The organism is Sphingopyxis sp. RIFCSPHIGHO2_12_FULL_65_19 (assembly GCF_001830555.1).
Taxonomy (GTDB): domain Bacteria; phylum Pseudomonadota; class Alphaproteobacteria; order Sphingomonadales; family Sphingomonadaceae; genus Sphingopyxis.
In genome coordinates, this window is record NZ_MIAM01000030.1 from 84,347 (window position 1) to 96,379 (window position 12,033).

The window sequence follows — 12,033 nt, forward strand, 5'->3', positions numbered from 1 at the left end:
AATTTTCGCATATGGAAATTGAAAGGCGATAAGATTTAGCATAAGAAAAATTTATGATAAAACGGGCCCATATTCGCCAGTTCCTTGCCGTCGTCGATGCTGGCAGCTTCACCCAGGCGGCGCTTCGCATCCGCGTGACCCAGCCGGCGCTGTCGACCGGCGTTGCCGAACTCGAAAAACTTGTCGGCACCCCGCTGTTCATCCGCAACCGTCGCCAGATCCGGCTGACCGAGGCGGGCGGACGATTCCTGCCCATCGCCCGTGAGCTGGAGCGCGGCTTTCGTGCCGCCGACGGTTTCGGGCGCGCCGACGATCGTCAGGCGGCCGAACTCAAGCTGGGCATCATCCGATCGGCGCCCGCCGAGCTGCTGCAAGCGATCGCAGCAGCCTTGCGGCCGGGTTTCGCAATCGAACTGGTCGAAAACAGCGATTCGGAGCTGCGGGCCGCGCTGGGCAGCGGGCGTATCCATATCGCGCTCGTGCCATTGCGGCCCGGCGAACGCGGCGGCCATATCCACCCGCTTTATGAAGAGCCGTTCGCGATGTTCATCGCATCGGACCATCCGCTGGCGGGACGTATCGAGGTCGGTCCGGAGGAGTTGGCCGCCGAGACGATGATCGCCCGCCGTTCGTGCGAATTTCTGGACGCGACAAGCCGCTTCTTCACGCGCCACGGCGTCCGCCCGCGCTTCGCGCTGCGCAGCGACAGCGACGAACGCTGCCTGCGCATGGTCGCTGCGGGGATCGGCATCACGACCGCGCCGGTGTCGCTTGCGATCGACGGCATCGTGCCGCTTAAAGTCGCAGGTTATGATTTTCGCCGCGAACTGGGTTTGATCGTCGATCCGGCGTGGAGCGCGCTTCCCGACATCGACACGCGGCTCCGCCACGCGCTCGAAACGATTGCGGCCATCGCGGCCGAATGGCGGCAGGCGCGGGTCGATATCGCGGCATGATCCGTTACCCTGCAAGTCTGGCTTGCATGGGCAAAAGGCCTTACTGTTTGCGTGTCGCACCCTGCGGCGGCAAGGGCGGGACATGACCGATACGCTGACCCATCTCGACCGGCTGGAGGCCGAGAGCATTCACATCATGCGCGAAGTGATGGCGGACGCCGCCAATCCCGTGATGCTTTACAGCGTGGGCAAGGACAGCGCGGTAATGCTGCATCTGGCCCGCAAGGCATTTTATCCGTCGCCGCCGCCGTTCCCGCTCCTCCACGTCGACACGACATGGAAATTCCGGGCGATGTACGACCTGCGCGACCGCATGGCGGCAGAAAGCGGCATGGAGCTGATCGTCTACCAGAACCCGGAGGCCAAGGCGCGCGGGATCAATCCGTTCGACCATGGTCCGCTGCACACCGACATGTGGAAGACCGAGGGGCTGAAACAGGCTCTCGACCTTCACGGCTTCGACGTCGCCTTTGGCGGTGCGCGGCGCGACGAGGAAAAGAGCCGCGCCAAGGAGCGCATCTTTTCGTTTCGCACCGCGAGCCACGGCTGGGACCCCAAGAAACAGCGCCCCGAACTGTGGAACCTCTACAACGCCCGCAAGGCGAAAGGCGAAAGCATCCGCGTCTTCCCGATCTCGAACTGGACCGAGCTCGATATCTGGCAGTACATCGCGCGCGAGAATATCCCGATCGTCCCGCTCTATTTTGCCGCGCCGCGCCCGACCGTCGAGCGCGACGGCCTGCTACTGATGGTCGACGACGACCGCTTCCCGCTCAAGGAAGGCGAAGTGCCGACCCTCCGCTCGGTGCGCTTCCGCACCCTCGGCTGCTATCCGCTGACCGGCGCGGTCGAGAGCGAGGCAACGACGCTGTCCGAGGTCATCCAGGAAATGCTGCTGACGACGACCAGCGAACGACAGGGGCGGATCATCGACAAGGATGGCGGCGATGCGTCGATGGAAAAGAAGAAGCAGGAAGGGTATTTCTGATGCCAAATTCCTCCGACACCCCTGTTTACGTCACCGACGCGCTGATTGCCGAAGATATCGACGCCTATCTCGCGGGGCATGAGAAGAAATCGCTGCTGCGCTTCATCACCTGCGGGTCGGTTGACGACGGCAAGTCGACGCTGATCGGCCGGCTGCTTTACGACAGCAAGATGATCTTCGAGGACCAGCTCGCCGCGCTCGAAGCAGACAGCAAGCGCGTCGGCACCCAGGGGCAGGAGATCGACTTTGCCTTGCTCGTCGACGGCCTCGCCGCCGAGCGCGAGCAGGGGATTACGATCGACGTCGCCTACCGTTTTTTCACGACGGAAAAGCGCAAATTCATCGTCGCCGACACGCCGGGGCACGAGCAATATACCCGCAACATGGTCACCGGCGCCTCGACCGCCGACCTTGCCGTCATCCTGATCGATGCGCGCAAGGGCGTGCTCACCCAGACGCGCCGCCACAGCTTCCTCGCGCACCTGATCGGCATCAAGCATATCGTGCTCGCGGTGAACAAGATGGACCTTGTCGGCTATGACAAGACGGTGTTCGACCGAATCACGCTTGCCTACCGGGCCTTCGCAAGCGAGATCGGTATCACCAACTTCACCGCGATCCCCATTTCGGGCTTCAAGGGCGACAATATTACCGCTTTGTCGGAAAACACGCCCTGGTTTAAAGGTCCGGCGCTGATCGAGCATCTCGAAAATGTCGAGATCGCCGCCGCCGCCGACGAAGCCAAGCCCTTCCGCCTGCCGGTCCAATGGGTGAACCGCCCGAATCTCGACTTCCGCGGCTTCTCGGGCCAATTGGCAAGCGGCACGGTGAAGCCGGGCGATGCCGTTCGCATCCTGCCCAGCGGCAAGACGACCACCGTGGAACGTATCGTCACCCTCGACGGCGACTTGGACGAAGCGGTCGCCGGCCAGTCGGTGACGCTGACATTGGCCGACGAAGTCGATTGTTCGCGTGGCGACGTGATCGCGGCGGCGGACAATCCGCCTGAGGCGGCCGACCAGTTCGAGGCGACGCTCGTCTGGATGGCGGACGAAGCGATGATTGCGGGCCGGGCCTACTGGCTGAAACTCGCGACGCAGAGCGTATCGGCGACGGTGCAGGCACCGAAATATGAGATCAACGTCAACACGCTCGACCATCTCGCGGCGAAGACTCTCGAATTGAACGCCATTGGCGTCGTCGAAATCTCGACCGACAAGCCGATTACGTTCGAGGCCTATGGCGACAACCGCTCACTCGGCGGCTTCATCCTGATCGACAAGCTTACTAACGCGACCGTCGCCGCGGGGATGCTGCACTTCAGCTTGCGCCGCGCGCAGAATGTCCATTGGCAGGCGACCGACATCGATCGCGACATGCGCGCAAGCCTCAAAAACCAGCGCCCCGCGCTGCTCTGGTTCACCGGCCTGTCGGGGTCGGGCAAGTCGACGATCGCGAACCTCGTCGAAAAGAAGCTGCACCGAATGAACCGGCACAGTTTCCTGCTCGACGGCGACAATGTGCGCCATGGCCTCAACCGCGACCTGGGGTTCACCGAAGCCGACCGGATCGAGAATATCCGCCGCGTCGGCGAGGTGGCAAAGCTGATGAGCGACGCGGGATTGATCGTCATCACCGCGTTCATTTCTCCGTTTCGTGCCGAACGTGACATGGTGCGGTCGATGCTGCCCGAGGGTGAGTTCATCGAAGTGTTCATCGACACTCCGCTGGCCGAAGCCGAAAAGCGCGACGTCAAAGGCCTCTACAAAAAGGCGCGCGCGGGGCAGCTCAAGAATTTTACCGGGATCGACAGCCCTTATGAGGCACCGGAGGCGCCCGAAATCCGTATCGACACGACGACAATGACGCCCGAAGAGGCCGCCGACCTGATCATCGATCGTTTGCTGGGGTAGGGTGCGCGTGGGAGAAAATGACGAACAGCTTGCCGAACGGCTGGCGACGGCTGCCGGTGCGATCCTGCTTGATCTGCGGGCGCGCGGCGATCTCGACGGCAAGGCGCTGGGGCAGGCGGGTGATCAGCAAGCGAACGCGATGCTGTGCCGCGAAATTCGGGCCGCACGTCCCGATGACGCGCTGCTTTCCGAAGAAGAAAAGGATAATCAGGCTCGCTGCGGGCGCCGCCGCGTCTGGATCGTCGATCCGCTCGACGGCACACGCGAATATGGCGAGGGTCGCGATGATTGGGCGGTGCACGTCGCGCTGGCCGTCGATGGCGTCGCGGCCGTCGGCGCGGTCGCGCTGCCGGGTTTCGGCATCACGTTGACGTCGGGTGCGCCCGTGCCGCTCCAGCCCATGAACCAGCCGCTCAAAATGCTCGTCAGCCGCACACGCCCTGCCGCCGAAGCCGTCTTCGTCGCGGAGAGGCTGGGCGCGGAGCTGCTCGCCATGGGCTCGGCGGGCGCGAAGGCGATGGCGGTGGTGCGCGGCGAGGCCGACATCTATCTTCACACCGGCGGCCAATATGAATGGGACAATTGCGCCCCCGTCGCGGTGGCGCAGGCGGCAGGGCTGCACGTCAGCCGCGTCGATGGGTCGGCGATCCGCTATAATAATGCCGACACCTATCTGCCCGACCTGTTGATTTGCCGGAGCGAGCTGGCGGAAGAGGTGCTGAGGCTGGCCGCACAATATTCGCGCGGCTGACGGGCAGGGCATTGCCAGCGGCGCCGGTGCGCCCTAATCCGTTGCATCAAGAAACCGAAAAGCGACGGGAGATGCGCGATGACCGACCTGCCTGAAACCAACCTTACCATGCTGACGCTTGTGACGCCCGAAGGACAGCTCGAAGTGTCGCTCGAACCCCGGCCGATGCCGACGCCCAAGCCGCATGAAGTGCTGGTGAAGGTACTCGCCGCACCGATCAATCCGTCGGACCTCGGCTTGCTGTTCGGCGGCGCCGACATGTCAACCGCGCGTGCTTCGACCAAGGGCGGCCAGCCGCTGATTATCGCTGACGTTCCACCTGCGGGTATGCGCGCGATGGGCGGGCGCATCGGCGATGCGCTGGCGATCGGCAACGAAGGGTGCGGGACCGTCGTCGCGGCCGGCGATTCGCCCGAGGCGCAGGCCTTAATGGGCAAGACCGTCGCGCTGCTCGGCGGCGAGATGTATGCCGAATATCGCTGCTTGCCGGTGCAGATGGTGATGCCGCTCCCCGACGGCACAGATCCCGCCGACGGCGCTTCCTGCTTCGTCAACCCGTTGACCAGCCTCGCTTTTACCGAAACGATGCGGATGGAAAATCACAGCGCGATCGTCCACACCGCGGCCGCGTCGAACCTCGGCCAGATGCTGGTCAAGATTTGCGCGAAGGACGATATCCCGCTCGTCAACATCGTGCGCAGCGACGCGCAGGTCGAAATCCTCAAAAGCATCGGTGCAAAATATATCGTCAACAGCAGCGCCGATGACTTCATGGAGCGGTTGATCGACGCGATCGTCGAAACGGGCGCGACGATTGGCTTTGATGCGACGGGCGGCGGAAAGCTGGCCGGGCAGATATTGACCGCGATGGAGGCTGCCGCCGTCAAGCGCATGACGACCTACAGCCGCTATGGGTCGGACACATTCAAACAGGTTTACATCTATGGCGCGCTCGATCTGTCGCCGACGACCTTTTCGGCGCGCAGCTTCGGCCTGACCTGGGCGCTTGGCGGCTTCCTGCTCACGCCCTTCATGGCAAAGGCGGGCATGGAAACCGTGGGACGGATGCGCAAGCGCGTCGTCGACGAACTGACGACGACCTTCAAGAGCCACTACAGCCACGAAATCTCGCTAGCCGAGGCGCTCGATGTCGATACCGCGCAGGCTTATAATGCCAAGCGCACCGGCGAGAAATATCTGATCAAACCGCACGGGTAGGGCGCGGATTACAGCAAGTCCGGTTTCGACCGATTGCGGACATTTCCTCTCCCCTCCCGCTTGCGGGAGGGGTCGGGGGAGGGCCTGTGACGATGCAGGCCTCCCCGCTGCGGCTAGCGAGCAAGCTCGCAAGCCTTGCTGCCCCTCCCGCAAGCGGGAGGGGAAATCCGTTCACGACCTCAACGCCCGATTCTCACCCCAAAACCGACATCGCCTTCAAATAGTCCTTTCCTACAATATCCCGCTGTGTCAGCCTTCATCCGGCTCTTTGATCTGGTGGAGTGTCGGGGGGCGCGGTCCAGCTCAGCGGTGCCGCCGCGGCAGTTTTCCGGTCCATAGCGGGTTTCACAATGGGCTGAACTTTCCTGAACTTTGGAACGCAGGCCGTTGTGATAAGACGCGAACTAGGTCGCCCTTAACTGACTGAATTTCAATGCTTAATCCGACGTCAGGCTCACCGCTTCATGCACTGGCGCGCGTCGTCGCGCTTATATTCGCTGCAATTCCACAGTGCCTTTTCAAAACCCGCCTTGTCGTCGCGCAAATAGGAGAAACTCATCGCCGCGCGCTGCGTGTCGCTCATCGCGTCGCTTTCGGGCTTCAACACCGGGTTGGTCCAGCCCATGAACTTGCAATAGGGCTTGTCGCCGCACAGCCGCAGCGCGGTCGTCACGAAGCTTTCTGGCGCCGCCTTGCGGTCGAGCTGGGTGTAAATGGTGTCGCGGCCTGCGCTCTCGCCCGCGCCGGTGACGACGCGGGCTTCGCCGACCGCGGCATTGGCATCGACGCCCGCCGCGAGGTCTGTCGGAAGCCCGAGCGCGATGGCGTGGAGTGGCGATATCGCAGCGAGCTTGGCAACCGGGCCGTCGCTGCCTGACACGGCGCCGCGAAACGCGCCTGGCGTCCCCCAATATCCCGGCCAGCGAAAGAAAAGATGCGTGTCGACGACCGCGATCTTCTCCAGGCTGTCGCTCCAATAAGGGCGGACCCAATCGGTATGATAATGGGTGGCGAGCCCGACCGGCGGATAGGTCCCGCCCGACAGCATCAGATCGGCATTGTTCCGCGCGCGTTGCCACGCCGCATCCGAATAGCGGCGATTGAGCGCCCCGTCGCAAGTGAAGGTGAACTGACAGCCGGTGACGCGTTCCGACCCCTGAAACACAACGCCGCAGATGGATTTTGGAAAGGCGGGATGCCGGGCCCGGTTGATCACCACCTGGCCCACCGCCTGCTGCCCCTTGGCGTCGTCCCCGGCTTCATAGATCATCGCTGCGGCGAGGCAGTCGCGCGCGCGCGCCTTGGCATCGCCGCCGCCGACATAGACAAAGGGGCGTGGAGCGACGAAGCCCTTGGTGATCAGCGCGACCTGGGCATTTTGCGCACGCGCGTCGGCTTCGGTGACGGGGGCGAGCTCGACCGGCGCCACGTCGGGGACGACGTCGGCGGGCGGTGCCGCCGGGCGCGCGGCCGTGGTCCGATGTCCGCTGGCTGCCGGGTGGCTTGCATGAAGGACGCCGATGACCGCTGCGAGCGCCAACAGGGCGAACAGCCAGCCCGTCCAGTCGCGCCCCCGCGGCAACGCATCCTGATCGCCGCTTGGACGCATGGAGTAAGCTCAGATTTCCGGCAGGAAATCGGGAACCGACAGGTAACGTTCGCCGGTGTCGTAGTTAAAACCCAGCACGCGGCTGCCAGGCGGCAGTTCGGCGAGCTTTTGCGCAATTGCGGCGAGCGTGGCGCCCGAAGAAATACCGACCAGCATGCCTTCTTCGGTTGCGGCGCGGCGCGCGAAATCCTTGGCCGCGCCGGCGTCGACCTTGATGACGCCGTCGAGCAGGTCGGTGTGCAGGTTGCGCGGGATGAAACCGGCGCCGATGCCCTGAATCGGGTGCGGGGCCGGCTGGCCGCCGGAAATGACCGGCGAGGCTTCGGGTTCAACGGCAAAGACCTTGAGGTTCGGCCAATGCTCTTTCAAAAATTGCGCGGTGCCCGTGATGTGGCCGCCGGTGCCGACGCCGGTGATCAGTACATCGATCGGGCTGTTCTTGAAATCAGCAAGGATTTCGGGGCCCGTGGTGCGGATATGAACGTCGATATTCGCCTCATTCTCGAACTGCTGCGGCATCCACGCGCCGGGGGTCGTTTCCACCAGTTCGATCGCGCGCTCGATCGCGCCTTTCATGCCCTTTTCGCGCGGCGTCAGGTCGAAGGTCGCCCCATAGGCGAGCATCAGCCGGCGGCGTTCGACCGACATGCTTTCGGGCATGACGAGGATCAGCTTGTAGCCTTTGACCGCGGCGGCCATGGCGAGGCCGATGCCGGTGTTTCCCGACGTCGGTTCGACGATGGTGCCGCCGGCTTTCAGGCTGCCGTCCTTTTCGGCGGCTTCGATCATCGCAAGCCCGATGCGGTCCTTGATGGACCCGCCGGGATTGCTGCGTTCCGACTTCACCCAGACCTCGGCGCCCGGAAACAGCTTTGCCATGCGGATATGCGGCGTGTTGCCGATGGTATCGAGGATGGAATTGGCTTTCATGTCGATCCTGCCTTGAATTGAGGTTCAAAGGTGCGTGCCCGGCGCAGTTCGGGGAACAGCCAAGCCCATAGCGCCGTCACACCGATCGCGCCAGCGCCGCCGATCACGACCGCGCCGATCGGCCCCAATGCTGCGGCCATCGCGCCGGCGCGCATCTCGCCAAGCTCGTTCGACGCCGAAATGGCAAGCCCCGACGCGGCGCTGACGCGGCCGCGCATATGGTCGGGCGTGTTGAGCTGGATCAACGTGCCGCGCACGAATACGGAGAACATGTCAGCCGCGCCCATGAGGATCAGGACGGTCAGCGACAGGACGAGGTTGGTCGACAGGCCGAACACGACGGTGCCGGCGCCGAACACTGCAACAGCCCACAGCATCTTCACGCCGACATTGCGTTCGATCGGACGGATGGCGAGGCCCACCGCGACCGCGACCGACCCGGCGGCAACGGCGGCGCGCATCAGCCCCGCGCCTTCGGGTCCGGCATGCAATATGTCGCGCGCGAACACCGGGAACATCGCCGTCGCGCCCGCCAGCAGCACCGCGAACAGGTCGAGCGTGATGGTGCCGAGCAGGAATCGTTCGACCCATACGAACCTAAGGCCGTCAGCCATTTCGCGCAGCGGGTGTCGACGGACTTCGGCGGGGGGCGGCAGAACCTGCCGCACGCGGCTGAGCGTGAAGGCCGATACGGCAAGGAGCAGCGCGGAGAAGATATAGACCGACGCCGGATGCGCGGCATAGATCAGGCCGCCTGCCGCCGGGCCGATGACCGATGCGGATTGCCACGCGATGCTGCTCATCGCGATCGCGCGCGGCAGAACGGCCGGCGGGACGATATTGGGCGCGATCGCACTCATCGCCGGGCCCGAAAAGACCCGCGCGACGCCGTGCATGGCGGCAAGGCCAAAGAGGAGCGGCAAGGTCAGCGCGTCATGCCAGGTAAACCAGCCGAGCGTCGCGGCGATCAACAGGTCGATGAGGTTGGAAAAGATCGCGACCCGTCGCCGCTCAAAGCGGTCGGCCGCCCAGCCCGCGACGGGGGTCAGGACGGCAAGCGGAACGAACTGGAACAGGCCAAGCAACCCGAGCTGGAGCGAGGCTTCCTCGATCGACATGCCATAATCGGTGCGCGCAGTGTCATAAAGCTGGTATCCGATCACGACGACCATCGCGATCGTTGCCATCACCGCGGTGAAGCGGGCGAGCCAGAAATATCGGAAGTCCGGGAAACTGAGCGGGGAGGGCGCTTTGGGCGTCGCGTCCGGCAATACCGGGTCTTCGCCTTCGGGGGGAGGGATCGTTGCCATCGCGCTTTGCCGTAACCCGCTTTTCGCGGCTGTCCAGATGCCACGCCTTTGTCGTTCGTCGATTATCGGATGTTATTGGTCCGCGCCGCTGGCACAAGGCCGTCATCCAAAATCCGGGAGATAGCCGAATGAACCGTAAACTTGCCCGCTTTGGCGGCGCCGCGATGGCCGCGACGCTGCTTATGCTCACCGCCTGCGACGCATCCGGCAACAAGTCGGCAACCGCGCCGAACGTGACGAAATGGACCGAGTTTCGCGACCAGTTCCTCGCCGGCTATTTTCCGCTCAATCCGAATTTCGCGGTCTATCAGGGCAAGCATGAATATGACGGCCAGCTGCCCGACTGGTCGCCCGAAGGCCTCGAAAAGCAGGCGGCCTATCTCGAAAAGGCGATCGCCGACGCTAAGGCGTTCGACGGCGAGATGACCGACGCCGAGAAGTTCGAGCGCGATTACCTGATCCACGTTGCGCAGGGCCAGCTCTTCTTCCTGCGCGATACCGATTCCGCGCAGAAGAATCCCGCCTTCTATACCGGCGCGCTCGACCCCAATGTCTATATCGCGCGTCCCTATGCCGATGCGACGACCCGGATGAAGGCCTTCATCGCCTATGCCGAGAAGGTTCCGGCGGCGGCGGCGCAGATCAAGGCGAACCTGAAACTTCCGCTGCCCGCGACCTTCGTCAAATATGGCACCGCCGGTTTTGGCGGTTTTGCCGATTATTACACGGGTGATGCGAAGGCCGCCTTTGCCTCCGTCAAGGACGAGGCATTGCAGAAGCAGTTCGACGAGGCCGTCGCCAAGGCCGGCGCCGCGATGACCGACCTTGCCGACTATGTGGCATCGCAGCCCGGCACGGCCGATGGCTATGCGCTCGGCGCCGACAAATTCGCGAAGATGATCCTGACCAACGAGGGCGTCGACACGCCGCTCGACGAATTGGAACGGATCGGCCAGGCCGACCTCAAGCGCAACCAGGACGCGCTGAAGACGGCATGCGCCACTTATGCCGCCGGCATGACCATCGCCGACTGCATGAAAAAGATGAACGCCGACAAGCCCGCCGACGGCCCCGTCGCCGAGGCGCGCCGCCAGCTTCCGGTCCTGCGCGCCTTTCTGGTCGAGAAGGATATTGTGACGATCCCCGGGACCGAACAGGCGCAGGTGGAAGAATCGCCGCCGTACAACCGCCAGAACAGCGCCTACATCGACATTCCGGGACCGTATGAAAAAGGTCTGCCGTCGGTCTATTATATCTCGCCGCCCGATCCGGCGTGGGACAAGGCGACGCAGGATGCCTTCGTTCCGGGTAAGAAGGACCTGATGTTTACCTCGGTCCATGAAGTGTGGCCGGGCCACTTCCTCAATTTCCTCCACTCGAACCGCGCCGAGAGCATCTTCGGCAAGCTGTTCGTCGGCTATGCGTTTGCCGAGGGCTGGGCGCATTACACCGAGGAGATGATGTGGGATGCGGGGCTGGGCGAAGGCGACGTCGAAACGCACATCGGCCAATTGTCGAACGCGCTCTTGCGCGACTGTCGCTACCTGTCCGCCATCGGCCTGCATACCAAGGGCATGACCGTCGCGGAGTCGGAAAAGCTGTTCAAGGAACAATGCTATCAGGACGAGGGCAACGCCCGCCAGCAGGCCGCGCGCGGCACCTATGATCCCGCCTATCTCAACTACACGATGGGCAAGCTGATGATCCGCAAGCTGCGCGAGGATTGGACGAAGGGCGACCGGACGAAGTGGAAGGCATTCCACGACGAGTTCCTGTCCTATGGCGGGCCGCCAATCCCGATGGTGCGCGCTGCGATGATGAAGGAAGACGCGCCGAAGGCAGTGTTCTGAGGCCGATGAGCCGTCCGGCGGCTAGCTTATAGCGGAGCTAGTCGCTGGGCGCCGTTCAGTTTGAAGGCGCGCGCAGCCGTGCGACGAAAAAGCCATCGAGTCCGCCCGCTTCGGCGACCATGCCGGGAAGGGTGCGGATGAACCCGCCGCCGTCTGGCGCAACCGCGTCGGGCAGCTCGTCACTGCGAACGGGATCGACGGCCCAATCCCTGTGACGATCGAGAAACGCCGCGATTTGCTCCTCGCCCTCGGCGTGTTCGAGCGAGCAGGTGGCATAAACCAGAGTCCCGGCGGGCTTGACCCAAGTGGCCGCGCGCGCGAGCAACTCGGCCTGCAACGCGGCCATCTCTGCAATCTGTCGTGGTTCGATCCGGTGCAGCACGTCGGGATGGCGGCGAAAGATGCCCGTGGCCGAACAGGGTGCGTCGAGCAGCACGGCATCGGCGGGCCCGGCGGGCGCCCAGGACCGTATATCGCCTTGGACGATATCGGCCGACAGGCCGGTCCG

9 protein-coding genes and 1 pseudogene are annotated in these 12,033 nt (G+C 63.7%); 6 read left to right on the forward strand and 4 right to left on the reverse strand.

The features are described 5' to 3' along the window. The first annotated feature begins 53 nt into the window (after window positions 1-53). The 5 genes from A3E77_RS10000 (at window position 54) to A3E77_RS10020 (ending at window position 5,826) form a co-directional block, all read left to right on the forward strand. Window positions 54-956 carry a LysR family transcriptional regulator gene (locus A3E77_RS10000; RefSeq protein WP_293645484.1) on the forward strand — a complete coding sequence of 301 codons (903 nt, stop codon included), beginning with the start codon at window positions 54-56 and terminating at the stop codon, window positions 954-956. Between the two features lie 82 nt (window positions 957-1,038). Next, on the forward strand, window positions 1,039-1,944 hold the full coding sequence (gene cysD / locus A3E77_RS10005) for a sulfate adenylyltransferase subunit CysD (protein WP_293645486.1): 906 nt from the start codon (window positions 1,039-1,041) through the stop codon (window positions 1,942-1,944). Continuing rightward, entirely contained in the window at window positions 1,944-3,857 is a 1,914-nt protein-coding gene (cysN, locus tag A3E77_RS10010; RefSeq protein ID WP_293645488.1) for a sulfate adenylyltransferase subunit CysN, read from the forward strand. Before cysD ends, cysN begins: the two co-directional genes overlap by 1 nt. 7 nt (window positions 3,858-3,864) lie before the next feature. Continuing rightward, complete coding sequence (locus tag A3E77_RS10015; protein WP_293645490.1) at window positions 3,865-4,608, forward strand: 3'(2'),5'-bisphosphate nucleotidase CysQ; 744 nt, start codon at window positions 3,865-3,867, stop codon at window positions 4,606-4,608. 78 nt (window positions 4,609-4,686) lie between these two features. After that, complete coding sequence (locus A3E77_RS10020; protein ID WP_293645492.1) at window positions 4,687-5,826, forward strand: zinc-binding dehydrogenase; 1,140 nt, start codon at window positions 4,687-4,689, stop codon at window positions 5,824-5,826. Window positions 5,827-6,280: 454 nt separating this feature from the next. Here the strand turns inward: A3E77_RS10020 and A3E77_RS10025 are convergent, their stop codons facing one another. From A3E77_RS10025 to A3E77_RS10035, 3 genes are read right to left on the reverse strand one after another with little or no spacing between them, the layout of a single operon-like run. Next, a complete protein-coding gene (locus tag A3E77_RS10025) occupies window positions 6,281-7,435 on the reverse strand; it encodes a cell wall hydrolase (RefSeq protein ID WP_293645494.1) in 1,155 nt (384 codons plus the stop codon). Window positions 7,436-7,444: 9 nt separating this feature from the next. Beyond that, window positions 7,445-8,365 (reverse strand): cysteine synthase A, encoded by a 921-nt coding sequence (cysK, locus tag A3E77_RS10030; protein WP_293645496.1) that lies wholly within the window; start codon window positions 8,363-8,365, stop codon window positions 7,445-7,447. Continuing rightward, on the reverse strand, window positions 8,362-9,675 hold the full coding sequence (locus tag A3E77_RS10035) for an MFS transporter (RefSeq protein WP_293645498.1): 1,314 nt from the start codon (window positions 9,673-9,675) through the stop codon (window positions 8,362-8,364). Before A3E77_RS10035 ends, cysK begins: the two co-directional genes overlap by 4 nt. Window positions 9,676-9,803: 128 nt before the next feature. Here A3E77_RS10035 and A3E77_RS10040 point away from each other — a divergent pair, with 128 nt between their 5' ends. Continuing rightward, the gene (locus A3E77_RS10040) at window positions 9,804-11,525 is read left to right on the forward strand and encodes a DUF885 domain-containing protein (protein ID WP_293645500.1); all 1,722 of its coding nucleotides are present in this window, start codon (window positions 9,804-9,806) and stop codon (window positions 11,523-11,525) included. Between the two features lie 55 nt (window positions 11,526-11,580). Here A3E77_RS10040 and A3E77_RS10045 read toward each other — a convergent pair. Beyond that, window positions 11,581-12,033, reverse strand: a pseudogene (locus tag A3E77_RS10045) (SAM-dependent methyltransferase); the annotation flags it as partial.

Bases quoted from the DNA above. Each gene is read 5' to 3' on its own strand.
- cysD (WP_293645486.1), top strand. From the start codon at position 1,039: ATGACCGATACGCTGACCCATCTCGACCGGCTGGAGGCCGAGAGCATT.
- A3E77_RS10025 (WP_293645494.1), bottom strand. From the start codon at position 7,435: ATGCGTCCAAGCGGCGATCAGGATGCGTTGCCGCGGGGGCGCGACTGG.
- A3E77_RS10020 (WP_293645492.1), top strand. From the start codon at position 4,687: ATGACCGACCTGCCTGAAACCAACCTTACCATGCTGACGCTTGTGACG.
- A3E77_RS10040 (WP_293645500.1), top strand. From the start codon at position 9,804: ATGAACCGTAAACTTGCCCGCTTTGGCGGCGCCGCGATGGCCGCGACG.
- cysN (WP_293645488.1), top strand. From the start codon at position 1,944: ATGCCAAATTCCTCCGACACCCCTGTTTACGTCACCGACGCGCTGATT.
- cysK (WP_293645496.1), bottom strand. From the start codon at position 8,365: ATGAAAGCCAATTCCATCCTCGATACCATCGGCAACACGCCGCATATC.
- A3E77_RS10000 (WP_293645484.1), top strand. From the start codon at position 54: ATGATAAAACGGGCCCATATTCGCCAGTTCCTTGCCGTCGTCGATGCT.
- A3E77_RS10035 (WP_293645498.1), bottom strand. From the start codon at position 9,675: ATGGCAACGATCCCTCCCCCCGAAGGCGAAGACCCGGTATTGCCGGAC.